Annotated in this window: 32 protein-coding genes, 1 pseudogene and 1 riboswitch; of the genes and pseudogenes, 11 read left to right on the forward strand and 22 right to left on the reverse strand. The window is 47.1% G+C overall.

Annotation, left to right across the window (positions count from 1 at the left end; translation table 11 throughout):
- Positions 1-61 precede the first annotated feature (61 nt).
- A riboswitch (cobalamin riboswitch) is annotated at positions 62-261 on the reverse strand.
- A gap of 170 nt (positions 262-431) precedes the next feature.
- On the forward strand, positions 432-1,256 hold the full coding sequence (locus ACUUHJ_RS16790; protein ID WP_289673096.1) for an alpha/beta hydrolase: 825 nt from the start codon (positions 432-434) through the stop codon (positions 1,254-1,256).
- 31 nt (positions 1,257-1,287) lie between these two features.
- On the opposite strand, the gene ACUUHJ_RS16795 is transcribed toward ACUUHJ_RS16790, so the two are convergent.
- The 4 genes from ACUUHJ_RS16795 to tlp form a co-directional block, all read right to left on the reverse strand.
- Complete coding sequence (locus tag ACUUHJ_RS16795) at positions 1,288-1,800, reverse strand: ACT domain-containing protein (RefSeq protein ID WP_188068474.1); 513 nt, start codon at positions 1,798-1,800, stop codon at positions 1,288-1,290.
- A gap of 39 nt (positions 1,801-1,839) precedes the next feature.
- Positions 1,840-2,169: a hypothetical protein gene (locus ACUUHJ_RS16800; RefSeq protein WP_289673097.1), complete on the reverse strand. Its 330-nt coding sequence runs from the start codon at positions 2,167-2,169 to the stop codon at positions 1,840-1,842.
- Between the two features lie 21 nt (positions 2,170-2,190).
- A complete protein-coding gene (gene mnmA, locus ACUUHJ_RS16805; protein ID WP_472299425.1) occupies positions 2,191-3,303 on the reverse strand; it encodes a tRNA 2-thiouridine(34) synthase MnmA in 1,113 nt (370 codons plus the stop codon).
- 139 nt (positions 3,304-3,442) lie between these two features.
- The gene (gene tlp / locus ACUUHJ_RS16810) at positions 3,443-3,661 is read right to left on the reverse strand and encodes a small acid-soluble spore protein Tlp (RefSeq protein WP_142496798.1); all 219 of its coding nucleotides are present in this window, start codon (positions 3,659-3,661) and stop codon (positions 3,443-3,445) included.
- A 124-nt stretch (positions 3,662-3,785) separates the two neighbouring features.
- On the opposite strand from tlp, the gene ACUUHJ_RS16815 reads away from it, so the two are divergent.
- Entirely contained in the window at positions 3,786-4,001 is a 216-nt protein-coding gene (locus ACUUHJ_RS16815) for a hypothetical protein (RefSeq protein ID WP_016743595.1), read from the forward strand.
- Between the two features lie 3 nt (positions 4,002-4,004).
- Here ACUUHJ_RS16815 and ACUUHJ_RS16820 read toward each other — a convergent pair whose 3' ends face one another.
- Together ACUUHJ_RS16820 and ACUUHJ_RS16825 are read right to left on the reverse strand one after the other, a co-directional pair.
- Complete coding sequence (locus tag ACUUHJ_RS16820; protein WP_289673099.1) at positions 4,005-4,355, reverse strand: DUF952 domain-containing protein; 351 nt, start codon at positions 4,353-4,355, stop codon at positions 4,005-4,007.
- Positions 4,356-4,374: 19 nt separating this feature from the next.
- Entirely contained in the window at positions 4,375-4,620 is a 246-nt protein-coding gene (locus ACUUHJ_RS16825) for a hypothetical protein (RefSeq protein ID WP_289673101.1), read from the reverse strand.
- 163 nt (positions 4,621-4,783) lie between these two features.
- Between ACUUHJ_RS16825 and ACUUHJ_RS16830 the strand changes: the two genes are divergently transcribed.
- Complete coding sequence (locus tag ACUUHJ_RS16830) at positions 4,784-5,791, forward strand: glycerophosphodiester phosphodiesterase family protein (RefSeq protein WP_472299426.1); 1,008 nt, start codon at positions 4,784-4,786, stop codon at positions 5,789-5,791.
- Between the two features lie 72 nt (positions 5,792-5,863).
- Positions 5,864-6,049 (forward strand): hypothetical protein, encoded by a 186-nt coding sequence (locus tag ACUUHJ_RS16835; protein ID WP_472299427.1) that lies wholly within the window; start codon positions 5,864-5,866, stop codon positions 6,047-6,049.
- A gap of 62 nt (positions 6,050-6,111) precedes the next feature.
- Here the strand turns inward: ACUUHJ_RS16835 and ACUUHJ_RS16840 are convergent, their stop codons facing one another.
- Positions 6,112-6,672 carry a GNAT family N-acetyltransferase gene (locus tag ACUUHJ_RS16840; RefSeq protein ID WP_472301208.1) on the reverse strand — a complete coding sequence of 187 codons (561 nt, stop codon included), beginning with the start codon at positions 6,670-6,672 and terminating at the stop codon, positions 6,112-6,114.
- Positions 6,673-6,848: 176 nt separating this feature from the next.
- Between ACUUHJ_RS16840 and ACUUHJ_RS16845 the strand changes: the two genes are divergently transcribed.
- Positions 6,849-7,082, forward strand: coding sequence for a hypothetical protein (locus ACUUHJ_RS16845; RefSeq protein WP_289673107.1), 234 nt, complete (start codon positions 6,849-6,851; stop codon positions 7,080-7,082).
- An 84-nt stretch (positions 7,083-7,166) separates the two neighbouring features.
- On the opposite strand, the gene ACUUHJ_RS16850 is transcribed toward ACUUHJ_RS16845, so the two are convergent.
- Together ACUUHJ_RS16850 and ACUUHJ_RS16855 are read right to left on the reverse strand one after the other, a co-directional pair.
- Positions 7,167-7,418 (reverse strand): YolD-like family protein, encoded by a 252-nt coding sequence (locus ACUUHJ_RS16850; RefSeq protein ID WP_472299428.1) that lies wholly within the window; start codon positions 7,416-7,418, stop codon positions 7,167-7,169.
- Positions 7,419-7,616: 198 nt separating this feature from the next.
- Positions 7,617-8,591, reverse strand: a complete 975-nt coding sequence (locus tag ACUUHJ_RS16855; protein WP_472299429.1) for a bile acid:sodium symporter family protein — start codon at positions 8,589-8,591, stop codon at positions 7,617-7,619.
- Positions 8,592-8,770: 179 nt separating this feature from the next.
- Here ACUUHJ_RS16855 and ACUUHJ_RS16860 point away from each other — a divergent pair, with 179 nt between their 5' ends.
- A complete protein-coding gene (locus tag ACUUHJ_RS16860) occupies positions 8,771-9,007 on the forward strand; it encodes a hypothetical protein (RefSeq protein WP_472299430.1) in 237 nt (78 codons plus the stop codon).
- A 136-nt stretch (positions 9,008-9,143) separates the two neighbouring features.
- On the opposite strand, the gene ACUUHJ_RS16865 is transcribed toward ACUUHJ_RS16860, so the two are convergent.
- A complete protein-coding gene (locus ACUUHJ_RS16865; protein WP_472299431.1) occupies positions 9,144-9,617 on the reverse strand; it encodes a YhcN/YlaJ family sporulation lipoprotein in 474 nt (157 codons plus the stop codon).
- Between the two features lie 610 nt (positions 9,618-10,227).
- On the opposite strand from ACUUHJ_RS16865, the gene ACUUHJ_RS16870 reads away from it, so the two are divergent.
- The 5 genes and pseudogenes from ACUUHJ_RS16870 (at position 10,228) to ACUUHJ_RS16890 (ending at position 13,501) form a co-directional block, all read left to right on the forward strand.
- The gene (locus ACUUHJ_RS16870) at positions 10,228-10,902 is read left to right on the forward strand and encodes an O-methyltransferase (RefSeq protein WP_472299432.1); all 675 of its coding nucleotides are present in this window, start codon (positions 10,228-10,230) and stop codon (positions 10,900-10,902) included.
- Positions 10,903-11,075: 173 nt separating this feature from the next.
- Complete coding sequence (locus ACUUHJ_RS16875; protein WP_472299433.1) at positions 11,076-11,567, forward strand: GNAT family N-acetyltransferase; 492 nt, start codon at positions 11,076-11,078, stop codon at positions 11,565-11,567.
- A gap of 196 nt (positions 11,568-11,763) precedes the next feature.
- Positions 11,764-12,000, forward strand: a pseudogene (locus tag ACUUHJ_RS16880) (GNAT family N-acetyltransferase); the annotation flags it as partial.
- Positions 12,001-12,288: 288 nt separating this feature from the next.
- On the forward strand, positions 12,289-12,633 hold the full coding sequence (locus tag ACUUHJ_RS16885) for a YkgJ family cysteine cluster protein (RefSeq protein WP_289673119.1): 345 nt from the start codon (positions 12,289-12,291) through the stop codon (positions 12,631-12,633).
- Between the two features lie 163 nt (positions 12,634-12,796).
- The gene (locus ACUUHJ_RS16890) at positions 12,797-13,501 is read left to right on the forward strand and encodes a DUF4386 domain-containing protein (RefSeq protein WP_472299434.1); all 705 of its coding nucleotides are present in this window, start codon (positions 12,797-12,799) and stop codon (positions 13,499-13,501) included.
- A gap of 123 nt (positions 13,502-13,624) precedes the next feature.
- On the opposite strand, the gene ACUUHJ_RS16895 is transcribed toward ACUUHJ_RS16890, so the two are convergent.
- The 12 genes from ACUUHJ_RS16895 to ACUUHJ_RS16950 all read right to left on the reverse strand — a co-directional run bounded on the left by ACUUHJ_RS16895 (position 13,625) and on the right by ACUUHJ_RS16950 (position 23,194).
- Entirely contained in the window at positions 13,625-14,038 is a 414-nt protein-coding gene (locus ACUUHJ_RS16895; RefSeq protein WP_015891452.1) for an SRPBCC family protein, read from the reverse strand.
- A gap of 20 nt (positions 14,039-14,058) precedes the next feature.
- Complete coding sequence (locus tag ACUUHJ_RS16900) at positions 14,059-15,063, reverse strand: aldo/keto reductase (protein WP_472299435.1); 1,005 nt, start codon at positions 15,061-15,063, stop codon at positions 14,059-14,061.
- Positions 15,064-15,377: 314 nt separating this feature from the next.
- On the reverse strand, positions 15,378-15,635 hold the full coding sequence (locus ACUUHJ_RS16905) for an HPr family phosphocarrier protein (RefSeq protein WP_472299436.1): 258 nt from the start codon (positions 15,633-15,635) through the stop codon (positions 15,378-15,380).
- A gap of 33 nt (positions 15,636-15,668) precedes the next feature.
- Positions 15,669-16,391: a KDGP aldolase gene (locus tag ACUUHJ_RS16910; RefSeq protein WP_472299437.1), complete on the reverse strand. Its 723-nt coding sequence runs from the start codon at positions 16,389-16,391 to the stop codon at positions 15,669-15,671.
- A 5-nt stretch (positions 16,392-16,396) separates the two neighbouring features.
- Positions 16,397-17,512, reverse strand: coding sequence for a DgaE family pyridoxal phosphate-dependent ammonia lyase (locus ACUUHJ_RS16915; RefSeq protein WP_289673129.1), 1,116 nt, complete (start codon positions 17,510-17,512; stop codon positions 16,397-16,399).
- A gap of 47 nt (positions 17,513-17,559) precedes the next feature.
- Positions 17,560-18,210 carry a DUF4310 family protein gene (locus tag ACUUHJ_RS16920; RefSeq protein WP_172142457.1) on the reverse strand — a complete coding sequence of 217 codons (651 nt, stop codon included), beginning with the start codon at positions 18,208-18,210 and terminating at the stop codon, positions 17,560-17,562.
- Positions 18,210-18,998 (reverse strand): DUF4311 domain-containing protein, encoded by a 789-nt coding sequence (locus ACUUHJ_RS16925; RefSeq protein WP_472299438.1) that lies wholly within the window; start codon positions 18,996-18,998, stop codon positions 18,210-18,212. The genes ACUUHJ_RS16920 and ACUUHJ_RS16925 overlap by 1 nt, the downstream gene beginning before the upstream one ends.
- Before the next feature lie 21 nt (positions 18,999-19,019).
- Complete coding sequence (locus ACUUHJ_RS16930; protein ID WP_472299439.1) at positions 19,020-19,358, reverse strand: DUF4312 family protein; 339 nt, start codon at positions 19,356-19,358, stop codon at positions 19,020-19,022.
- Between the two features lie 3 nt (positions 19,359-19,361).
- Positions 19,362-19,724 carry a glycine-rich SFCGS family protein gene (locus ACUUHJ_RS16935; protein ID WP_016743569.1) on the reverse strand — a complete coding sequence of 121 codons (363 nt, stop codon included), beginning with the start codon at positions 19,722-19,724 and terminating at the stop codon, positions 19,362-19,364.
- Between the two features lie 32 nt (positions 19,725-19,756).
- Positions 19,757-20,128, reverse strand: coding sequence for a hypothetical protein (locus ACUUHJ_RS16940; protein ID WP_289673137.1), 372 nt, complete (start codon positions 20,126-20,128; stop codon positions 19,757-19,759).
- On the reverse strand, positions 20,119-21,264 hold the full coding sequence (locus ACUUHJ_RS16945) for an amidohydrolase/deacetylase family metallohydrolase (protein ID WP_472299440.1): 1,146 nt from the start codon (positions 21,262-21,264) through the stop codon (positions 20,119-20,121). Before ACUUHJ_RS16945 ends, ACUUHJ_RS16940 begins: the two co-directional genes overlap by 10 nt.
- Positions 21,239-23,194: a BglG family transcription antiterminator gene (locus ACUUHJ_RS16950; protein ID WP_289673141.1), complete on the reverse strand. Its 1,956-nt coding sequence runs from the start codon at positions 23,192-23,194 to the stop codon at positions 21,239-21,241. The genes ACUUHJ_RS16945 and ACUUHJ_RS16950 overlap by 26 nt, the downstream gene beginning before the upstream one ends.
- Positions 23,195-23,286: the final 92 nt, after the last annotated feature.

The following is a 23,286-nucleotide window of genomic DNA, read 5'->3' on the forward strand; positions in this document are numbered from 1 at the left end:
CATCTAGCAATTCGCCAATGCGAATTGAGCGCTCGAACACTTCCCTATCTCCCGTAGGGTAAACAGTGCAAGCGGTTAGGCAGGTCTCCTGGCTTTTGGATCATCGCTCCATTTTCACCTTCCCGATCCTTCATGATCAGTGGCCTTCTTTCGCAAATGGAACTCTCTCATTACAGTGGCGGGACCGCGTCGGATTCTCACCGACTTCCCTATTAAGTCTACCAAATCTGGCTGGTAAACACCTTACCGCATCAATATGTAGTTGGTAAAACTTACTTTACCTCAATATATCGTAGGAGTCAAGCTCAGTATGGGCTCTTTTCGAAAACTAACTATTCTCCTTTTTCGGCTATTTCCAATCTCTGGTTCTCGTTCATATAATAGATTTTGTGTGTGTTGGTTAGCCTTGGAGAGATTGGAGAGTCGCCCTCATGAAAAGCACCGACTATCAACCTGTCGTCATACCTCGTTCATACCGTAGAATCATGACTTATCAAGAGCGTGACTATCACATTTTCGTAAGTATACCTGCCGATCCCCCTCCGGAATCAGGCTTTCCCGTCATATATTTGCTAGATGGCAACTCTGTTTTTGCCACTATGACCGAAGCGATACGGATACAATCACGTGGCCCTGAACGAACTGGCGTGTATCCTGCTATCGTCGTCGGGATTGGCTATCCAACAGACGACCCATATCATCCTGCTCGTTTCTATGATTACACGTATGAAGTTCCCGCCTCAGAGCTTCCTGGCAGCCCAAAAGGAGCCGAGTGGCCACAGATGGGGGGAGCGGAGCAGTTCCTCACCTTTTTAGAGGAGGAGCTCAAGCCTAGCATCGAAAACGACTTCCCCATCGATCGGACGCAGCAAGCGATTTTGGGACATTCGCTAGGCGGCTTATTTGTCTTGCATGTGCTTCTGTCGAGACCACACGCGTTCCAGCGGTATATTGCCGGTAGTCCCTCTATCCACTGGAATGAGAGCGTGCTGCTTGCAAAGGAAAGTCAATTGCCGAGCCTGCTGACAGATGACCTCGACGTCCATGCACTCCTGACGATCGGCGAGTTGGAAAACGATGGGCGATTCTTGGTCAAAGAAAAATCACTGGCGATGATCGAACGATTGTCCTCCATGGGTAAGGGCCAAATCAAGGCTTCCTTTAACGAATTTGCCAACGAAAATCACTCGTCTGTTTTGCCAGTCTTCATTAGTCAAGGACTCAAATTCGCCACGAAAAAAACTGCCCGCTACTAGCAACGGGCAGTTTTTGTTTATCATGATTCGCTTACTGTAGAGATAACACTTTGGTGATTTGGGGCAGCTCTTCGATGGCAGATACAATCGTTGGTGTAATCTCTTCATCAGTCACAGAGATAAGCAGGGCATTCTTCCCTTTTTGCTCGCGGGATACATTCAACTTGGAAACATTGATTTGATACTCGGCCAGTTTTCGTGAGACATCATAAATCACGCCTGGATAATCGATATGGCGAACCAACAATCCGTGGGCCCCTGGAGGTATGCGACAAGCGCAGTAATTGATTTCACTGATGTACACTTCTCTCCAATCTTGCGCAAAGGTGTACTTGTTCGCTCCTACACGCAAAATCGCCAAATGATTCGCATATTCGCCAGAGCTGTGTTGGACAGGAATCTTTGTCCCGAGTCCTTCCACTAGCAATGTTGCGATTTCCTCTTTATTTTCATGAGCAAGAATACTTAATTGTGCACTCGCTAACTCTGGCTCGAGTCTTCGAATCAGTTCAGCCAGTTCACGCAATCCAGCATATTGGGTCATGTGATGCCTTCACTCTCCCAGTCAGGTTTATCCTTGTTTTTACGGCAGAATCCATGCTTCCGGCTCTTTCTTGATGGAGGATTCGTTATCAGCACGATACCAAGCCGTCAACGTTTGCCCATCTTTCGTATAGTAGATACGGTAGATGGTATTGCCTTTTCCGCCGTTGGTAAAAGGACTTTCCTCCAGCGGAACAGCTGTCACTCCACCCGCGTTTACAACCCCGCCGTTCTCCTTGATGACGTTTTGGATCGTCACCATATGCTCTTTACCCATGGAGGCCATCCCGAAATAAGAGATGATCGCCAAGAGAACTGCTCCCGCCAAAAATGAAACGATAATCACTTTTGATTTTTTCGTAGCATCCACCGAGTGCTTCCCCCGTCTATCTTAGTTCTCTTTATCGACTAAGCGTACCTTATCAATCGTACCCCCACCCAAGCACACTTCCCCATCGTAGAAGACGACAGCCTGACCAGGTGTCACTGCTTTTTGCGGCTGATCAAATACAACTTCCACGTTGCCATCCTCCAGCAGGTGAACGGTTACTCCCTGATCTGGCTGGCGATAACGGAATTTGGCTGTACAAGTAAACGTTTCGGATGGTTTCTTATCACTCACCCAGCTCACGTTGGTCGCCAAGAGACTCTTCGAGTACAGACGGATATGATCAGAGCCTTCGCCAACGATCAGGGCATTCCGTTCCAGATCCTTGTCTACAACAAACCAAGGCTGTCCGCTTGTACCATGACCTCCGCCAATCCCTAATCCTTGTCGTTGACCCAATGTATAGTACATCAGTCCGTCGTGCGTACCGATGACTGCTCCATCTACGGTCTCGATATTTCCTGGTTTGGCTGGCAAATAGTTTTGCAGGAACTCGCGGAAGTTGCGCTCCCCAATAAAGCAGATCCCTGTACTGTCCTTCTTTTTCGCTGTATAGAGTCCCGCTTTTTCCGCGATCTCCCTTACTTGCGGCTTCGGGAGATGACCAATCGGGAACATCGTTTTGGAAAGCTGTTCTTGGCCCAATACATTCAAGAAGTAAGTCTGGTCCTTGTTGTTGTCAACGCCGCGAATCAGCTTGTACTCGCCATCGATGTACTTGACCTGCGCGTAATGGCCGGTAGCAATATAATCCGCCCCCAGATCCATCACCTTGGCGAGAAGCTCACCGAACTTGATTTCACGGTTGCACATGACATCCGGATTCGGTGTACGTCCCCGTTTATATTCATCCAAAAAATACTGGAATACCTTGTCCATGTATTCTTTTTCAAAGTTTACCGTGTAATATGGAATGCCGATCTGTTCACAGACGCGCCGGACATCCTGGAAGTCTTCTTCCGCCGTGCAGTGGCCGAATTCATCGGTATCATCCCAGTTTTTCATGAAGATGCCGATGACGTCATATCCCTGTTGCTTAAGCAGGTAAGCCGTCACGGAGGAGTCGACTCCGCCGGACATGCCGACAACGACGCGTGTATCTTCTGGTCGCTTCATAAGTCTTTCTCCTCTTATTCAATTTGTACCATTACAGATTACCATGTTTCGCAAAACAAATCATGTTTTGTTGCACTTTTGCCCGATAGAATGAAAAAACGCCTGACGCATAGTTGGCGCCAGACGTTTGGTAGCAAGGTTATGCCTGCGTAGATTCATCCTTGATTTCCGCGCGATATCCCTCGATGCTTTCTTCACGACGCTGATTCTTCGCTTCGAGGTTTGCTTTTTCCTCTGCAGAAATCTCTCCAGCATGAGCCGTCAGATAATCTTCGGACTCACGAATGTTCTCTTCCGTATTGGAAATCATCTGTTGAAGCTTTTCTGCATTGTCAGAACGGTCATCCGGCTTCGCCATAATCGATACGCCTCCTACAAAGGGTTATATTCAACACCTTTACCATTGTGCGCCAATCATGGTTTCTTTATGTACCCGTGTTATAATAGAAGAAACGGATTAAACGAAAAAGAGGGTTTCACCTATGGCTTCCTTAGATTTGTTGGAAAGAAAGCTACTTCGGATCATCTCTGATACCGATCCCGTCCGCCTGAAGCGACAATGGGTGAAGGGACAAAAGGTACCTGAATCCGAAGTGGAACAGCGCATGCGAATTGATCTTCTCTTACGCAGACTCGACAAGCTACCTGAGGCCAAGCGTCAAGAAGTGCTTGCGCTACTCAAATGGTTTAAATGGTAGAGATTAGCGGATGGACGCTCCCAGACGCCACTGGCCGTCTATCCGATTCATTTGCTTTCTATCCACGATCGCATCTTGATTCAGCGGTCCATAGATGTGTGGATACAGCAATCCATCCTTCGCAGCCTCGTATTTGACTTCCGAAGTCGTTTTCGTTTCATCGACAACGAGTACATACAACTCATCGTCAAACTGTGCGTAGACGCGGTTTGCTACCTTTTCAAGCAGCTCGTCCCCTTTTGTCGCGTGAATAAAACCTTCTTGCTCGTAATCGCGCGGTAAGTAGTGATCTTTGTCCATCCACTTTTCCCAGTATGTTTTTGGTACCAAGCAGTAAATGATAGAGTCTTGCATGCTTCTCCCCCACATTCGATTATTTTTTTGGCATTGCTTTGTTCAGGTGACGCATAGCTTTATCATAGAACATCTTCTCCATTTGCCCCTGATCGTATCGCCATTGAACGAAGTTACGCAGAGAGTGCAAATCCACCCAGGCATCCTTCGCTTGCGGATTGCGGTCAGGTACCTCTCCCGTTATTTCACCATCGTAGACAAGCTTCGCCATCTCAGTTGGGTGCATGCCGATCTGATAAGCGATTTGATGTAAAGCTATTTTCATGGAACCTCCCCTGCTCTTCAAGGATACTTCTTATCTTCCGTCTATTGTGCCAGTCTTTTCGAATGATGCCAAGCCCCTAGCCCTACTCCCAAAGCATGTACCTTCCTCCCTTGCGTTTTGCTACAATGAACAGAGCATTTTAAGGAAGGGGTGGTATTCCATCATGTCAAAACAACGAAATCAACCACGAAAGAAATGGTTCCAGCGAAAACGCATCTGGATTCCTCTTCTTTTCATCGCTTTCCTGTTTCTGGGTAACAGCTCTTATCTTGCAAAAGAGCCAGAAGGCGAGCCTTTTTTACTTGCTCACCGGGGAATGGCGCAAACCTTTCATATGGAGAACATCACCAACGAAACCTGTACGGCGGAACGGATTTATCCACCGGAGCATCCGTATCTGGAAAATACGATTCCGTCCATGCAGGCGGCTTTTGATGCAGGCGCGGACGTTGTTGAGCTCGATGTACAATGGACCAAAGACAATCGATTCGCCGTGTTTCATGACTGGACGCTTGACTGTCGGACAAATGGTACTGGTGTCACGAGAGATTATACCTTGGCCGAATTACAACAGCTCGACATTGGCTACCATTATACAGCGGATGAAGGGAAAACCTTTCCCTTCCGTGGAAAAGGGATTGGCATGATGCCCGCTCTCGATGATGTGCTACAAACATTCCCTAATCGCTCGCTGCTTATCCATATCAAAAGCAATGACCCACTCGAGGGGAAAGCGTTGGCGGATGTTTTGGCGACATTGCCTGCAAAACGACTGGCGCAGCTCTCTGTTTATGGCGGTGACGAGCCAATCGAGACATTGAAACAACAACTGCCCCAACTGCGTGTGATGTCTATGGCGACAATGAAAAGCTGCCTGATCCCGTACATTGCAGCAGGTTGGTCCGGATATGTACCACAAGCCTGTGCACAAACCCAATTACAGATTCCTGATCAGATTGCCCCATGGCTCTGGGGTTGGCCGAATCGGTTCATGGCAAGAATGGAAGCAAAAGACACCCGCGTAATCCTAGTCGCAGGCAGTGGAGATGTGTCACAAGGCTTTGATGTCCCGAATGATTTAAAACGAGTGCCTGAAAACTTTACAGGGGGAATATGGACGAACCGGATCGATCTGATCGGCCCAGCTTTTCACGAGAACGTAGAAAAATAATGAAACGGTTCTTTGACATATTCGTATATACTTATACGGAGTAGACTTCCAACCTAACTAGGAGTGATTGATATGCTCAAAAAGCTTTTAAAAAATTTACTCGGTAATCACTCATCTTCGCATAAGTACCGGAAATACAGCAGCAGCGATTACAAACATCGCAGAAAGTACAGCTCCAGCAATCGGTACGGACATTCCCATTACGGCAGCTCTCATTATAAAAGAAAGCGCTCCAGCCGTAGCTTCTTCAGCAGTTAAACAACTGTTTACCAAATGAGTAGACAGCAAAACTCACTCCGTTAACGCTAGCGGAGTTTTTTTCATGTTGCTTTCCTGTCATTTTTGAATCTTCCCATAATAATGATGTTGTAGTAATTGCCATCGGAAAGAACTTTGTCGTTTTTGAGTACCCCTTCGATTTCAAAACCAAACCGTTTGTATAGCTCGATTGCCTTCTCATTCGTCTCCATTACATTCAACGTCATTTTGGTAATGTGATTGGCATCTGCCCAGGCAACCGATTCTTGCAAGAGATTCTTCCCGATGCCATAACCCCAGAAATCTTGTGATACGCATACACCAAACTCTACTTTGTGCGCAAATCTGTTTAAGTAAACACCTGCACATCTGGAAAACCCGACAATTCGATCTTGAACAACAGCCACTAAAAACAAGTTTCTTGGACTCTCTGCATCCGTTTTGATGATGTCTTCGAATCCTTGCACATCGATGAAAGCCTCTCCTCTTTCTCTGTCCAAATTTTCAGTCTCCCCATCGATTTGCAGTCGAAGGTCCGACAACTGTTGTGCATCTGTTTCCATTGCAGAGCGAATCGTGTAGGATAACCCGTTCACAGAAAGTAGTTGCTGACTGATTATCATCATTTTCTCCTACTGGTAAAATTTTGGTCTTTTATTTTATCACAGGTAGAAGTCTTTGTGAATCTTCTCTCTTCCTAAAGAGAAAGGAAAGTGCTTTGTGTTTACATAACATTTATTATGTTCATTTATACGTCAAACTGTGGATATGCTACAATAAGGAAAAGGAGCGTGCTCGCATGAATTTTTCTAAATCATTTTATTATACGGTCAACCATTCCAAGGTAGAAGAATATAAGAAGATGCTCGATCTAATGAAAATCCCCTACATCGTGGAAGCACCAATCGTTTTGCTGAATCAAGGAGCGAATGAATACTCCTTTGTTTTTCCTAACATGTCAGGTCGTCTTTATGGAATGGTGAGCAAGTTGTTTCAAGCGGATGGGAAGCCATATCCGAAGAAAGGTACATAAGCAAAAAAAAGACCCAATCATTGGGTCAAAAAAGGAAGTGGAGAGAATGCAGTCGATTTTCATGAAAGGTCTCCGTACGCACACCTATGCATGTACATTGATAATTTTCTCCATCTTGATCCATTGACTACCCGTTTGGTTCACTAATTGAACACGTCTCGCCTTCGGGTCTACCCATTTGACCACACCCCACATGCTGCATGTATTCCCCCGCTCCCCCTCAAAGGACACACACCAGCTCACATGTAAGGGATAATTCTCTCTACCCGAATCTCGCAGCATGTACATAAATGCCTCTCTTTCTTCGTGTGTTACTTCAAGATTGTTGTTAGCCACGCTTTTCCACCCGCCTACTTACGAACATTTATCCAAATCCTCATCTTGTGTGGGAAATTGTACTTACATTATAGTGAGTGCGAACATAAGTTCGCAACTCTTTTTTTAGCCACTCCTATCGCCATGTAAGTAGGTAGCTCAGGTTATACCCAAGAAAAAAGCCGTTTTCCCATTGTTTTTGGAAAACGGCTCTTCCTTTTAGCTTGATAGTTCCTGTGGTTGAGGTTGCGGTCTTTTCTCGACCAGCTCCAAAAACTTTCCGAAGGTAGAAGCGAGTATTTGCTGAAAAAGCATACCGAGAACAACCGGAAGAGCAACAGGCGCCGGAAAGTACGTGATCGCCATCACTGCCCCTGCACTAATGTTTCGCATTCCACTGTTAAAGGTTAACGTGACAATCACATCACGTTCCCACCCGAACAGCTTTGCAATCCCCCACCCCATCAAATAACCCAAAATGGCTACTACCAGTACAAGGACTGCCATTCCCACCAGTTTAGCGTCCATCCTATGAAAGTAAGACGAAACCATCGAGCTGTTGATCGCGACGACTACACCCATTCCCATCTTCGAAAATGGCGCTAGTTTTGGTGCCAACGTTTTTTTGACGTTCCCTTTTGACAAATGATTGAGCAGCATACCAACTAGCGACGGCAACACGATCATATAAAATAAACCCTTCATCAGTTCTGCCAAATCCATCTCGACGGTTGCCCCTAAAAACAAGGACATTCCCAACGGAACAATCAATGGAGAGAGCATCGTATCCAACAATATAATGGATAGCGTCAGGGCGATGTTCCCGAAATAAATCGATGACCACAAAAAGCTCGTGATCCCTGTGGGAATTAAGGCCGCCAGCAAAAAGCCCGTGATGACATGGATATCATCTGGATAAAACAACCGAGCCATTGACCAGGCAACAAGCGGCATAAGTGCATGAAGAATCAACAAGTTGACAATTAAAGGGAGTGGTCTGGTCAGTACCTTTGCAAATTCTTTAAATCCTGAACCCAGACTGCCGGTAAATGTCATGAAGGCAAACACCCAAGGAGACAAAAAAGCAAACGGTTGCAAATGTGTCCCGGCTATTACGCCAATAGCAACACTACTCGGCGTTAGTATTGGCATGATTTTCTCAAGAAATCGATTCAGTATGGCTAACCCATTCATTTGATACACCTCAAGTCTCGTCCTTTGATGCTAGTGATGTGAGGTATGTTATCATGAACAGATTATCGTTACAAGACCAAAGTTCATTATTAGATTGCATACGCATCATTTTATTCGCATTTTCACCTTGCATACTTTCACGCATGGGAGTAAAGCCTATGACGGAAAGGAGGTATTTTATGAACGGAATGGATTGGGTAGAATTTATCCGAAAAACCGAAGATAAGATGTATCACCTCCATCGAGCGATAGATGGAATCTGTAATGATCCCGACTATAAGGAATCCATTACGACCTTGACGGAAGTGGTAAGAGATTATCAAGTCCTCGTGGAAAAAGCCAAGGGTGAATTACGCGGCATCGATCTCCATCGAGATCGAGAGCGCGCTCCTCATTACGATCGTGATCACTACTAGCTGATATAGACTCCCAGTCAGGGAGTCCTTCTTTGTTCATTGATCACAGAACCTTCATTTTCTATTCATCATTCTGTCAAATCAAACGACAAAAACCTCACTCTACCCATGCAGTGTGTGAGGTTTGGGAAATCGGCTAGCCCTTCATTTTCTTTTCCATTTCTTTTAAGGATTTCTTCTTCTGGCATGCCTCTTTTACATCGGTTGGCCACCGTTCGTCACTCAGCCTTTGCAAATCTTTTAACAATCGCTTGTCAGCTGTCACATGAATATTGGCATCTGGGAAAGCCTCTTTTAATTTCTTTCCGACTTCTTTTTGAATCGATTCCATCTTGAACCGATTAAAATTCGTTACTTGAATAGCCACATCGAGCTCTTTATCGATTTGGACAACCACGATTTTGTCTATGCCTTTCACGCTAGCCGTAATCGATCTCGCTCGCTCTTCCCATTGATAATGTCTGACGGGAACAGGCATGCACAACGGCTCCACTTCCGCTTTTTGCTTCGTTTCTGTACCAGATTTCTTCGTTTCCGTACCAGATTGCTTTGTACATCCCGTTACGGTTAAAGCAAAAGCCAGTGTCAGCACCACGAAAGTTGCGCGCACACAAAACACCTCCTGACCAAGATCACCTGTTACTAGCTTGACCTTGAACGGAGGAAGTATGTAAAAAAAAGCGGTGACTCCTCTGCATAATTTGAGTCACCGCGGACCCCAAGAACATTTCAAGTCCTATGTACAAGGATATTAAAAATCGCATCGAAACGCGATAGGAGATAACTGGATATGAAACGGGGCAAAAAAAATCCCAACCATCAAAAAGTGGTTGGGGCGTACGGGGTAGTACGCGTATGTCATACGTGAATGATATAATCATATAGGACTTGTTTTCGGTTGACAACGAGAAATAATAGGTACATTTACCTATAGATGGAACAAAAAAATGGCGCCGACTTAGACTGCCTCAATTAGTCGGACGCGTAAAAAGAATCCCCAAGGTTGGATTATACTAGCTAGCTTGGATTACTTTTCTATTATCATGAAAATTCAGCGTTCACGCTATGCGAAAATAATGGTAACAGGTGAAAATCTTACCTATAAAGCTTGATCGACCATAGAATCCCTCCGCTGAAATGTGTTCATTGTTACAAAAAAACCAACCAGAAGTTGCTAATCGTGTTATGATATCCCTGTAAATTCTTGAGGAGTTGAGATCATGAATAAAGAGCAATGGACAGCGGTCGATCACTATTTTACGGATAAACTACTGGAAGCCGATTCCGTTCTAGACACAGTTCTTCAAGAGAACGCAGCTGCAGGTCTTCCAGCTATTGATGTAGCACCCAATCAAGGTAAATTCCTTCATCTGTTAGCACGGATTCAAGGCGCTCGTTCGATTTTGGAAATTGGCACTCTCGGTGGATACAGTACCATCTGGCTAGCCCGCGCACTGCCTGCGGACGGTCGTCTCATTACTCTTGAATATGATCCAAAGCATGCAGAAGTTGCACAAGCGAACATTACCCGCGCAGGAGTGGATCAGATCGTAGAAGTGAAGGTCGGACTTGCCCTTGATTCTCTCATCGAACTACACAAAGAAAATCAGGGACCTTTTGATCTTATTTTTATCGATGCAGATAAAAAAGGAAACCCCGACTATTTTCAATGGGCATTAAAGCTCTCTCGCAAAGGTACTGTGATTATCACGGATAACGTTGTACGAAGTGGTCAAGTCTTGGACGAAACAAGCACGGATCCCAATATTGTCGGCGTACGTCAATTCACCGATTTGGTAGCTGAAGAAAAGCGTGTCAGTGGAACCGTTGTACAGACAGTTGGCAGCAAGGGCTATGATGGCTTTGCGATCATGATTGTCACTGAGGAGAACTAGTCTTTTTCACTTTCAAAGGTTGTAATGAGTAGGAGTGTGTACATCTTGTTTAGGCTTGATTTACCTAGCATTATGCTCATCGCTAATGTCATTTTGGTTCTCACGGTACTGTCGTTGATTATCAAAGTGTTGGTGAAGCGAGAATAGATAATATTTTTCGGAGGTGCTTTTCCTTGGAGCCATTATGTGATCAGTCACTTACTTTGCGAGAAGTAACAGAGGCAGATCTCCCTATATTTTTCACCCAGCAATTGGACAAATCCGCACATGAGATGGCTGCTTTTACTGTCAAGGACCCTGAAGATAGAGACGGATTCATTGCTCATTGGACGAGGATTTTGAACAATGATTCGATTGTGAAAAGAACCATTGTCGTGAATGAGCAGATTGTTGGTAATATTTCGTGCTTTGAGCTGTTTGGCTTACCTACGATTGGATACTGGATAGACAAAAGCTTTTGGGGCAAAGGAATCGCGACAAATGCACTTACTCTCTTTTTAGAGGACCTCGGACTACCTCCTGTATATGCGCGTGTCGCCCATGACAACATCGGATCCATTCGTGTGTTAGAAAAAAACGGTTTTCAGCCTTTCGGTGTCGATCGGGCATTTTCGGAAGCACGAAGCGAAGAAGTGGAAGAACTCATTCTGATCAAACACACATGAGGTCCGAAGCGCTTCCCGTGAGCGCTTCCCCTCTTTCTATCCAGCGATCATTTCAAAATCGAAAGGGACATCCTACCCTTTTGACCAGCCTTTTAAATATTCTGTGGCCATACACGAAAAGGCTACTGGCAGGTTCATTGGATGGTGTGGTGTTGGCGTTCTCGATTTTCTGGCTCCGTAAAAAGAACTCTATTATTTAATCGGACGGGATTATTGGGGGAACGGCTACGCTTTTGAAGCTGCCTCCGCTCTTACTACGTACGCATTTGATGTAATCGGATTGGATCGATTGTACGCAAAAGCACACCCAGACAATAAAGCATCGGTTCGCATCATCGAGAGGCTCGGTTTCTCGTTTGAACGCGTCTTAGAAGGCTTGACTGGGGACGATGAAGAGTGCAATGGTGAGTGGTTGTATGTTTTGACGAAATAAACAAGAAAAATGGGGCTTGTTCCGTCAATGACTTCCCCGAACTTGGATGAGCGGTGATGGACCCGTCCGGAGCATCGTACAGTTCGAAACCAACTCGACTGTTTCGAAAAGCATTCGTCAAAATCTTCCTACATGTGCTATAATAGAAGTACAGTTTTTTTCTTACCGAATTTTTGAATCATCCACACAATTGAATGCGGTAGTTCCTAAGATGATCTCCTGAATTAATGAGGATCATCTTTTTTGTTTTTTCTAGCAAACATCACATGACGAAAGGTTGTAGATGATATGAATACTTTGCCTTGTCAAGGCTGTAAAGGATTGTGCTGTGGGCCTGTTCCCCTAACAGAAAAGGAATTGAAAATGATACACAAGAAATTGAAAGCGCTTCCAAATAAACTCCGTGACGATCTAAAAAATCAACCGAGAATGTTTGGGACTTGTATCTTCTACGACATGCAAAAAGATCAGTGTGGCATTCATAGCGTTCGACCGGAAGTGTGTCGCGCTTTTGGATATCACAAAGACCTTGTCTGTTTTCGCAAACCGGAATTGGCGACGAAAGCAGCACTGACCTTCAAGGAGAAACCGATTGGGTACTTGAGTATTGATTTTACTTGGAAGCATTTTTAAAGATATGGAGCAAATCATGGATCTCAACTGAATAATAATGTTATAGACTGCCTCATTGAACTATATTCCTCTTTACCCTCTACACTTGATACGCGATAAAAAATGCCGAGGAAGGCAGCATCCCTTCATCCGCCAGAGGTAGTGTATGAGAAGGAGGCTAATTATGTTGAGGAAGAGAACAAATGCAGGTAGAAGGTCTGCAATAGTGACTGGGGTGTTATTAATAGCCGGATTGATTACGGGTATATATAGTGTTGTACCTGTAATAGATGGAGCAGACTACCTTGTCATGGCTTCTCCAAATGAGAACCAGGTACTACTAGGAGCGCTTTTCCAATTGTTAATGATTGTTACCTATGTTGGTATTCCTCTTTTGATGTATCCGTTGTTAAGTAAGCACCATAAAGGGTTAGCTCTAGGATCTGTTGCTTTTGGCATCATTGCGGGTGTGTTTATTATCCTTGGTGTAATCATTCTTCTGTTGCTATTGACAGTAAGCCACGAGTTTGCAAAAATCGGAACTTTGCATGTATCGTATTTTCAGACTCTGGGTGGATTGTTGCGGGAAGGACGTGATTTGGTGAACCATGTGGCAACGACACTGGCATTCGCGTTGGCCACGCTCTTGTTCACCTGCGTATTTTATCAAACACAATTAGTTCCACGTTGGTTGTCAGTTTGGGGTCTTATCGGATCTACATTGTCCATATTGGCTAGCTTATTATTTATGATTCGCTTCATCGGTCTGGATGCAACCTATATGATGTTGAACATTCCAATAGCCTTTCAACAATTGGTTTTGGCTATATGGCTTATCATGAAAGGATTCAACCCAATCGAACAAGATCCTGTATCTCTATTAAAATGAAAAGCGCTAGATTCATCAACCTACGTTGATCCAAGGCCTCAATACACATAAAAGGCAACCGCAGCATAGAACAGGTTACTATGTTCTACACCGCGGCTGCCTTATCTGTTTTTGGTCAACTGATTAAGCTTGAAATGCTTTTTTCAATGCTTCCAGACCATCTGAATAGATTCCGTGGAACAGCTTGATAGCCTCATCGTCGCTAACTCCTACCGGTGTAAATTCGCCAGACCATTCCACCAGCGTTCCTTTGTCACCATTCTCACGAACGTGGATCGTCGATTCATAATTGGTAACTGGAAAGGGTGCTTGCATAATGGAGTAGGTGTAATGGCGCTCTTTTTCATTAAAGCCTACCAGGCGCTCAATAATCACATCACCATCCGGGTTTTCCAACCGACGCACCCGTCCCCCTTCGCTCATTTCACTGCTTGGGATATAAGGAAGCCAGTCCGGTAGTGAGTTAAATCCACCGATCAATTTCCATACTTGATCAGGAGAAGCAGAGATTTCAATCGTTGCCATTGTGTTTGCCATGTTGATTACCCCTTTTATCGTTAGATTGGAAGTGGAGCGTCTTGCGCCACCAGTTTCTGTTCACGCATTTCTTGCCAGAAGGCTGCAGGAATCACTTCGTTCATCGCAGCTACGTCCTCCGTGATTCGATCCGGGCGACTCGCACCAGGGATGACGGCAGCAACCGCTGGATTCGCAAGCACAAATTGCAGCGCAGCAGCCTTGACGCTAATGTTGTGACGATTGGCAATCGCTTTGATGCGATCGACTTTTGCCATGATTTCAGGCGATGCTTTCTGATACTCGAAGTGGGTACCTCCGGCCAATACACCTGAGCTGTACGGCCCTCCAGCAATAATCTTGGCATTCATTTTTGCGGCGTTTGGCATCACGCGTTGCAAAGCTCGGTCATGATCCAACAGGGAGTAGCGACCAGCCATCAAGAAGGCATCCGGCTGTACTTCATCCAATGCCATCGCGATCTCGATTGGCTCTACACGGTTTACCCCGAGGCCCCACGATGTAATCACACCTTCCTCACGCAAACGAGTCAGGGCACGAAAGGCACCTTTTCGCGCACTTTCAAAGTGAGAGAGCCACTCGTCGCCATAGAAGTCCTGTGCGATATCATGCACGTAGACGATGTCCAGGCGATCGGTCTGCAACCGTTTCAGGCTGTCCTCGATCGAGCGAAGCGTACCGTCTTCACTGTAGTCCACGTGGATTTTATTTTTGCGACCATATTCAAACAGTCCGCCTTTTTCACCCAAGTCACGCAAGGTTGGATCTTCCAGTTCATCCAGGATGATACGCCCAACTTTCGTACTTAACACATACTCGTCACGCGGACGTTTCGCGAGGGCTTCCCCCAGGCGAAGCTCAGCCAAGCCTGCTCCATAGAATGGGGCAGAATCTAAGTAACGGACGCCATTCTCCCAAGCAGCATCGACGGTAGCCAGTGCTTCTTCTTCCGGGATGTTGCGGAACATATTGCCCAGCGGAGCCGTACCAAAACCGAGTTGTTTCTTTTGCAAAATGTTCTTCATATATGAATTCCTCCTAAAGAAGTGAGTATATTTCGTATCGACGACATCCTTTGAACGATACAATCGTCTTCTTCAAAGGTGATGATCATCTTGAGACTCATTATGTGGTATAGCCTCACCAAAGAAAAGAACGCACTTTTTAGTACAGTAGGAACCTAGAAGTAACCATTTTCTACGGTGGTTGAGGTTAGAGTGAGACGAAATCCCTGATGATAACAATGTTTTAGTCTGATCCAATTAAAGAAAAAGCGTCAGTGTAAGACCTAATAAAGTCTTACACTGACGCTGATTGCATTACCTATTGTCGTTCCCCTTTACTCCACACTTACCAAAACGCGCTCCAAAGCATCCAACGCCTGTTCTGCATCGGCACCATCCGCAGTCAAGACGACCGATTGTCCTTTCGAAACAGCGAGGGACATGACGCCGATGATACTCTTGGCATTCACCTTCTTCTCCTCCTTGTTCAATCCGATTTCACTGAAAAAAGATGCTGCTACTTTCACAAACAAACTAGCCGGACGCGCGTGTAATCCCTGTGCCAACTGGACGATGACCTGTCTCTCTCTCATCTGATTCACTCCTATCCCTTTCTCGTAAAATACCTACAGGCCTTCTATAGCCGTTAGCAGTTCTTCTACCTGATCCAAACGAGTCAATCCCGTTTCCTTGTCAACGATCGATGTATAAATGTGTGGAATGACCTGCTTGGCACCAGCTGCGAGGCATACCTCCACAATCGGCCGAATCGAAGCAGCATCGATCCCGCCAGTCGGCTCAAAAACGGGAATCCCGTAACGTACGGCTGCTTCTGCCATCGCCTTGATTTCATTCAGCCTTTCCAATCCGTCGACTGGATAAAATTTGACCGAGTGTACGCCAATCTCCGCCAGCATCGCGGCGGCTGCATCGCAAGAGAGCAATTCTGCCACTTTGTTGCTCATTGGTCCCGTTGTGACTTGAACCTTTCCTAGTTGCCCACCGGGGGCAATCAATGCATTCACGATGGTATGTGAGTTGCCGACTGCCTGTAGCCCCCCGAGCGTATAGCCTGCTGCCGGAAATACCTGATTGACATGATCCGGTTGAGTCTGCACCGCGACTTCAGCGACCTTTTTCCATTGCGTAGGATCACCTGCACCCAGTCCTATAGATACGGGTACACCTGCTTGCTGGTATTGTTCAACAGCGGTTATTGCTGCTTCTACGGACGCAAATCCTTTGACCAGTATCCCGATCAGAGCGCAGCCATCAGCCACGGCACATATTTGTTTTGCGTTTTCTACATCCCGTGCCAAAACGTTTAAACGAATTTTTTGTGTGCCCACTTTTGTTATTCTCCTTCTCCCTGTTTTTGCAGCAGTTCCTTCATTCGTTCTGCAATGATGTGTTCTTGCCCTTCATGAAACGGTCGTGGATCAAAGGCGATCACACCCGTATTGACATAATGGTTACGGGTAAAAATAGCTGGATTTCCTTGCTCCAGTTGTCGTGTAAGCTCGCGAGCCGTCATTCCCGTCACTCGTTCGTCAAGCTGAACTTGCACACGATAGATCTCCCTGCCTGCCTCATCCTGTGCGATCCCTGCTTTCACACCGGGCAAGCTGTTCAGTTCTCCTGCCAGCCACTCCACTCGCCTGCGCTGCTCGGTAACATTTTGCTTTTCGGGATCGTACTGTCCAAGCGCTGCAAGTAAACCTGCAATGGCTTCCTTTCCTACCTTCATCGCACGACCAACGCCTTTGTATTGCGCGCGACATGCGGCAACCAGATCGGCACGACCTGCGATAAACCCAGACGTGGGTCCGCCGATGGCTTTTCCGCCACTGTAGATGACGAGATCGGCCCCCATCGCCACGTAGCGCCGCAAATCCTCCTCCGCCGCTGCGTCTACAATGACAGGAAGTCCAAACTCCCGACCGAGTTGAATCATCGTGTCTAACGACTGCATCCCTTTTTGAATCGCATGGTGAGATTTGACATAGAGCAGTGCTGCGGTCTGATCATCAATGGCTTCTCGCAAATGGTCTGCTTCTACGTGATTGGCATGCCCGACCTCTACGACTTTCCCTCCGCCCAGTGCAATCATCTGTTGAACAGAAGCACCGAAATGCACCGCGTGTCCTTTTTGGATGATGATCTTGTTATTCATCCCTTCGGAAAAAGGAAGCCGCTCGATCAAGCTCAGATGGCAACCAGCTATGACTGCCGCTACACTAATGGCAATGCCCGCAGCTGCTCCAGAGGTAGGACAACCGTCTTCTGCCCCGGTCGCCTCAGCGATATGACGACCTGCCACAATCATCAGCTCGCTGATTTCCACATAATCCATGGCGGCCTCTCCCATGGCCTGTGCGATAGAAGGATGGACGGCACTCGCACCCAACGCCGTCATCTTACCGCTTGCGTTAATGACTTGCTTCAACCCTAGCTGCTGATAGAATCCCATGGTTTGCCCATCCCTCCTGTAAAAACGCTTCGCTCTTCCCTCTTCCCTCATTGTGTCGGGATCGGGAAAATGGCGCCGAGGATCATGGCCCCGATAATCGCACCACCCGCAATTGGTTTGTTGTAATAGTAGAAAATCGCTGCTCCAACTGTTGCACCGAGTCCAACTGGAATCGAAGCCATAATCGCAGAAATGATGATCAATGGACCTAAGTAACGACCTGCTGCGTTTCCGGCTCCCATCATGACATCAGCACCAAAGGTGGAGTTCGATGCGTTGATCGTATACTTCCGAATCAAAATAATCACGGTACCAATGATAAAGCCCAAGAGCGCACCTGTCGCGAGCGCCAAAGGAAAAGAAGTCAACGGAGCTGTAAAGCCCGCTCCCAGCATCAACGCTGGAACGCCAATCCCAATACCTGTTTGCAACGAGCCTCCAATATCGAGAATCCCAACCAACGGTCCCTCCAAAATACGAGCAAACAAAAAGCTCGCACCAAACGCGGCAGCCGCACCATATCCGCCACCCTTGATCCCCGCCTCGAGCATCGCAACGATGGCGATATCGTTAAAGGCCCCGACATGATACACATAGTAAAGATGAGTACCCGCAAAGATTCCTGAAGCCAAGCACGCCACAAAGAGGGGAAATGCCCATTCTGAATACCAAAACCCTTTTGCCTGCAATTCACCCATTACTTTTTCACCACCGATCCGAATGTTTCGTGTAGCCCTATCAACCACTGTGGAATTTCCACGTACATACTCTTCAAGAGCGCGACATCAAAACCGCGGAAGAAGCCACTGAATACAAACAAGAGAATGACTGCAATAAACATGAATTTGGTAATTTTGTTCCAACCACTGTCATCCAAACCTTTACCGATCAAAATACCCAAGACGATTCCAGGCACTGCATTCCCCATGACCAAGTGCGACAAACCACCTAAGACCGTTCCCCAAATCCCCGTCCGTTTGCCTGCATCCATCGCCGCCATCCAGAACACAATCGGCATAATCGGGTTGATCAACCAGTTCGCAGCCGGGACCAGTACCTTCGTCGCTACGAGCTGCATCGATTCGGGAATTGCCGTTGCAGTGGAGTTCAACACGGTGACCACAACGACACCGACTGCTGCTCCGGCAATCGCCATTTGTTTCGGATTGTGCAACGTTTCTGCGACATTCTTGTTGCGCCAGAGCAACAATGCCGCCGCCCAGTTCGGGATGACGCGATGATCGACATCTTGCGTCAATGCACCAGCACCAACAACAGACGCCCATGCGTTAAACAAAAAGCCAAGACCAAATGAAAAGTGGGAAATGGGATCGCCCGCACATGCGTTCAGCTCTCCAAAAGTCCGGAATGCTCCCATCCCCTGAACATTGGGTGCATGGAACATCCTCGCTGCCCCCGCACCAACACCGAAGCCGACCAATGCCCCGATGACGATCGACTTCAATACAATCATCAAAGTAACCATGAACCTACCCCCTGTCTGCTTCTATCGCTGACGAACCAACTGCCCCATACCTGCAGTTGGCTCGGTCTGTTGCTGAAACGTTATTTTTTCTACCTGGACCAGACCCAGCCTCACTTGAATGTCTACGGTGATGTCATACCGCGTCCGTTTGCGGGGGAAAAACAAACCCAAAAATCGATCATACCTCACTGTTTCTGTCGCAGACACAATGGAAACCCCTACAGGTTCGATTCGCACGACCAAATCATTCGTTTGTCTGGCCACTACATGCTTGATTTGGGAAAAAATCTTGTTGAAGGCTCCTTCTTTCGTATCGCCACTACCGGATAATCGCAAGGTCTGCGTCGTCTCCGTGTACATGGATTACTTCCCTCCCAGCTTGATGTATTCTTCTACCATGCGTCTGCCCAGCTCTTCTGTATCCATGAAGCCAAAGCCAATCACTTTGTTGCCGCTACGCAAGGCAGTAATACCAGCGTCTACTGAGCGCAAGCCGTACTCGACCGGAAAACCATACTTTGTCTTGGCAGTCAGTGCCCCAGCCCCACCACTTCCGCAAAAGGACAGCCCGAGATCTGCACTCTCACTGACCATGACATCTCCTACCTTCATATCCGCACCAACACCTGGAATGACGATCGCGGTTCCACCAGCAGCTTCGATTCCTTTTGCGATGTTCTGTCCTTTTCCGAGACGATCACCAATCACGATTTTTACCTTAGACATATGCAAAACCTCCCTATATTCACAGCAATGTTTTAAGTTGGCCCCATCTGCATAGCACGGATCGCTTCAAAATGAACTGCTAATAGAAACGCTTCTGTATCATCTACCTGCCACGGACCCTTTTCTTCCGCGAGGACTTTGTGCGAGAGCATAACCATATCAGGATGAATTTCAGCGAATAACTCCGCTTCAATTACGGGTAGCCTTTCACCGTTTGCCATCCGACGCACAAATGCCAGTACATGAGCACCGATGGCCAACCAGCGATCTCGCGGTATATGAATCTCCATGAAGCGAAACTCCTCCTCAATTTTCTGGAGAATTCGTTTACATTCAGAAATTTCAGATATATTTTCCGGTTTTGTCTCAGCCAGTTCCTTGAGAATGTCATCAATCATTTGCATGTCAGTACCTTTCCTGTAGTAATTGCTTGATAAGCCACCACTCTTTGCATTGTCTCCATCGTTTCTTGTTCACTGTCCGTCAAAATTGTCCGCTCTTTTTTGAGCTGCAAAATGGATACGTCCGCGCATGCCCCTACTTTCAACGTCCCGATCTCGTTTTCCAGTCCGAGAATTCGTGCGGGCGCATACGTACTCTCCTCTATCACCTCATCGAGCGCGTAGCCCATTGCGAGAAACTTCGTGAGTGTGTGCGTCAAGCTGTGCACAGGACCATCGATATTGCGCTGGTGAACATCCGTGCTAATGACATGTGGCGTAATACCCTGGGCCTGCGCATGACGCAATGTTTGGAAGCTAAAGCTCGCTTCGCCGTGCCCGATGTCGAGTAAGACTCCCCGCTCCAATGCGTCTTGTGCCTCTGGAATCAACTCGCCTCGTTCGTCGAACATCCCTCCTTTTTTCCCATGAAACGCATGTGTCACCACATCTCCTCGGTCTAGCAGAGGCAATATTTCCGTGAGTTTTGGCGGAGCGTTTCCAATGTGCACCATCAAGGGTACGCCCGCTTCCCTCGCCGCTTCCTTGGCTACGAGCAAGGGTTGAAGCCCGTTTTGCTTGACGACAGAACTGCTCATGCGGGCTTTTATTCCTCGTATTATCGGCTGTTTTCTGATAAGGGCTACCGCTTCTCTCGGGGTTAACCGCGACATGTCTGCGAGCTCCCCACCACCTGTACACAAGCCATCCCCTGAAATGTTCAGAAATGCCAGAACACGAGTAACGGAAGGGTGCACTGCTTCTTCAAGAAAAGCATCAAACGACCATAGCCCGACACTGCCAGCATCTACTACGGTTGTCACTCCTTGCTCGACCCCGACCCGATCCGCGGCTACGCCCAAACTCGTCTTTGTCGGAAAAACGTGAGCGTGTAGATCGATCAAACCGGGCGTTACTACATATCCCTCGGCCTCGATCGTCTCCTTGCTTTCCAGATACACCCCTTGATCGTCGGTTGTCTTCCCTTTCTCATACAACCCAACGATTCGCCCTTCCCGAATGGCAAGATCGTAGTGCCCGTTCAGGTTCTGGGAAGGATCAATGACCCGTCCGTTACGTATGAGTAGATCCACTTTCACTCTCTACCGTCCCCTTTCCTGAAAAATAGCGCATGATGGCTGTCACTTCACTAGACGGAACTTGGAGGTTTGCCTCAGCCATCAATTGGTTCAGCTTTTCACGCCATGCCTTCCATTCTTTTGATTCTGCCTCAGCCAACGATTCCCACTCCTCCTGATAGGGTGAGCCAAAAGCTAATCGATTCACCATCAGCAGTAGATGCAGCGTCAGTCCGCTTGCCGTCTGTTCCGTTACGTACTCACGAAAAGCAGTCACGATTTTTTGACTGATCTCATACCCTTTGCAGATGACATCCTGAGACAACCTCTCCACCACTGGCAAATCTGACGGATTGAGATCAGCAGTCATCGTGGGAAACCAAGCTTCCTTGCGAGCATTCACAGTCTGTTGTCGATTTCCTCCCTCCACTTGCAAGGCTTCCAGACAATTCTGAATCTGGTTGATATCTTGGCGCGTTGGAAGGGGACTGACAATCACAACAGGCACCTCGGCTTTGATCGGCAGAACACTGATGATGACATCCACGCGACGACTCGCCAAATACTTCTCTACCTCTGTGCTGGAACACAGGCCTACGACCCGAAGTGAACGCAATTCGCTTTCGAGGTACGTTTTCAAAAACCGAGAAGTCCCTCTGCCTGTTCCGCAAACGACGAGCGCATCTGCCTTTTTCTGCTCCAGCCAGCGATCATATCCCGCTTGGAAATGCAGGACAAAGTAAGCAATGTCTGCATCGAGCCAATAGACCCCGCGCTGCCAAAACACTTCTTCGCAGGAGCGTTTGACTGCATCAAACATGCGTGCGTATGAACGGCGAATTTCCTCTGTCAGTGGATTCGCAAAAAGAACTCCCTGGCGATAACGGTTCAAACTGTCATCCAGGTGAGCAAAAAGCAGTCTCATCAGCTCCTGATCCTCGTGCAACGGTGCCAGCATCCGGTTACTAACCGCTTCCGTCAGTTCTTTGGTTGCCTGGAAAACGTCCAAAACAATCCTCCCTGCCCGCGCCTCTCTTGGCACCTGTTCGGTCCCTAACAGCGGAAGGCACGCATACGCAATCTCGTGTTCGGGAATATCGACGTGCAATCGCTGACATAATGCTCGAACCTCGTGTGAGAACAGCTCGTACCCACTCCAATGCCTCGCTTCCCCCAGCTCGGCATCATCTGCCGTGACCAATTGGCCCCGCTGTACACGATGGACGACAATGCATAAGCGAATCAGTAAACTAATCAGTGCTCGGTCTGCCAGCGTCTCCGCAGTAGCATTCATCCATGCTTTGATACTGTAAATAATCTCCCCTAATTCTGCACGGCTGATCAGCCACTTCTCCAATAACGGACCCGTTCTCGCTTCTTGTCCATTTTCTAAAAACATCCCCTGTACCATCCGATACATGTCGATTCCGTCCAACAGATCGTGAATCAAGTTTTCGAGGGCATACCGCTTGTGCCGCTCACTCCCGTCTACGCGCACACCATACCTTTGTTTCGTGACGAGCTCGAGACGCCAGCCATCGAGCAGCTTTTCCGCGTCCTTCACATCGGCAACGACGGTATTGCGACTAACACCCATATGGTCCGCCAAATCGTTCATTCGCTGATACCCTTCCGACAGCAGAAGAATGAACAAAAAATGCTTGACCCGATCCTTTTGCGGCAGAATGAGTGTTTTGCTGTCATCCCTTTGCAAATTTTCCTTCAAAACATTTCGATGCTCTTGTTCTTCCGTGATCCACAGCCCTTTATTCGGTTGAGAATGGAGGATGACATTTCGTTCCTTTAACCATTGCCTAACGTTATCCAGATCGTACTTGACGGTGCGTTCGCTTACCTGGAAATCGCGCGCGACGTCCTTAATTTTCAGCGGATAGTAGCTGTCGAGTATCACCTTCAGTAATGCATGGGAACGTGTGGTTAAAAAGACCATTCCTTTCTCCTTTCCATAAAAAGCTGTGTCCTTGCTTGAGATTCATTATAGAAAACGCTTTCTCGGTGGTAAAGAACGATTCCTTTCCCCAT

The organism is Brevibacillus schisleri (genome assembly GCF_055685845.1).

Excerpts from the sequence above, each read along its gene's own strand:
- ACUUHJ_RS16790 (WP_289673096.1), top strand. The coding sequence starts at position 432 with ATGAAAAGCACCGACTATCAACCTGTCGTCATACCTCGTTCATACCGT.
- ACUUHJ_RS16795 (WP_188068474.1), bottom strand. The coding sequence starts at position 1,800 with ATGACCCAATATGCTGGATTGCGTGAACTGGCTGAACTGATTCGAAGA.
- mnmA (WP_472299425.1), bottom strand. The coding sequence starts at position 3,303 with ATGAAGCGACCAGAAGATACACGCGTCGTTGTCGGCATGTCCGGCGGA.
- tlp (WP_142496798.1), bottom strand. The coding sequence starts at position 3,661 with ATGGCGAAGCCGGATGACCGTTCTGACAATGCAGAAAAGCTTCAACAG.
- ACUUHJ_RS16815 (WP_016743595.1), top strand. The coding sequence starts at position 3,786 with ATGGCTTCCTTAGATTTGTTGGAAAGAAAGCTACTTCGGATCATCTCT.
- ACUUHJ_RS16820 (WP_289673099.1), bottom strand. The coding sequence starts at position 4,355 with ATGCAAGACTCTATCATTTACTGCTTGGTACCAAAAACATACTGGGAA.
- ACUUHJ_RS16825 (WP_289673101.1), bottom strand. The coding sequence starts at position 4,620 with ATGAAAATAGCTTTACATCAAATCGCTTATCAGATCGGCATGCACCCA.
- ACUUHJ_RS16830 (WP_472299426.1), top strand. The coding sequence starts at position 4,784 with ATGTCAAAACAACGAAATCAACCACGAAAGAAATGGTTCCAGCGAAAA.
- ACUUHJ_RS16835 (WP_472299427.1), top strand. The coding sequence starts at position 5,864 with ATGCTCAAAAAGCTTTTAAAAAATTTACTCGGTAATCACTCATCTTCG.
- ACUUHJ_RS16840 (WP_472301208.1), bottom strand. The coding sequence starts at position 6,672 with ATGATAATCAGTCAGCAACTACTTTCTGTGAACGGGTTATCCTACACG.
- ACUUHJ_RS16845 (WP_289673107.1), top strand. The coding sequence starts at position 6,849 with ATGAATTTTTCTAAATCATTTTATTATACGGTCAACCATTCCAAGGTA.
- ACUUHJ_RS16855 (WP_472299429.1), bottom strand. The coding sequence starts at position 8,591 with ATGAATGGGTTAGCCATACTGAATCGATTTCTTGAGAAAATCATGCCA.
- ACUUHJ_RS16860 (WP_472299430.1), top strand. The coding sequence starts at position 8,771 with ATGAACGGAATGGATTGGGTAGAATTTATCCGAAAAACCGAAGATAAG.
- ACUUHJ_RS16870 (WP_472299432.1), top strand. The coding sequence starts at position 10,228 with ATGAATAAAGAGCAATGGACAGCGGTCGATCACTATTTTACGGATAAA.
- ACUUHJ_RS16885 (WP_289673119.1), top strand. The coding sequence starts at position 12,289 with ATGAATACTTTGCCTTGTCAAGGCTGTAAAGGATTGTGCTGTGGGCCT.
- ACUUHJ_RS16890 (WP_472299434.1), top strand. The coding sequence starts at position 12,797 with ATGTTGAGGAAGAGAACAAATGCAGGTAGAAGGTCTGCAATAGTGACT.
- ACUUHJ_RS16895 (WP_015891452.1), bottom strand. The coding sequence starts at position 14,038 with ATGGCAAACACAATGGCAACGATTGAAATCTCTGCTTCTCCTGATCAA.
- ACUUHJ_RS16900 (WP_472299435.1), bottom strand. The coding sequence starts at position 15,063 with ATGAAGAACATTTTGCAAAAGAAACAACTCGGTTTTGGTACGGCTCCG.
- ACUUHJ_RS16905 (WP_472299436.1), bottom strand. The coding sequence starts at position 15,635 with ATGAGAGAGAGACAGGTCATCGTCCAGTTGGCACAGGGATTACACGCG.
- ACUUHJ_RS16915 (WP_289673129.1), bottom strand. The coding sequence starts at position 17,512 with ATGGGATTCTATCAGCAGCTAGGGTTGAAGCAAGTCATTAACGCAAGC.
- ACUUHJ_RS16920 (WP_172142457.1), bottom strand. The coding sequence starts at position 18,210 with ATGGGTGAATTGCAGGCAAAAGGGTTTTGGTATTCAGAATGGGCATTT.
- ACUUHJ_RS16925 (WP_472299438.1), bottom strand. The coding sequence starts at position 18,998 with ATGGTTACTTTGATGATTGTATTGAAGTCGATCGTCATCGGGGCATTG.
- ACUUHJ_RS16930 (WP_472299439.1), bottom strand. The coding sequence starts at position 19,358 with ATGTACACGGAGACGACGCAGACCTTGCGATTATCCGGTAGTGGCGAT.
- ACUUHJ_RS16935 (WP_016743569.1), bottom strand. The coding sequence starts at position 19,724 with ATGTCTAAGGTAAAAATCGTGATTGGTGATCGTCTCGGAAAAGGACAG.
- ACUUHJ_RS16940 (WP_289673137.1), bottom strand. The coding sequence starts at position 20,128 with ATGCAAATGATTGATGACATTCTCAAGGAACTGGCTGAGACAAAACCG.
- ACUUHJ_RS16950 (WP_289673141.1), bottom strand. The coding sequence starts at position 23,194 with ATGGTCTTTTTAACCACACGTTCCCATGCATTACTGAAGGTGATACTC.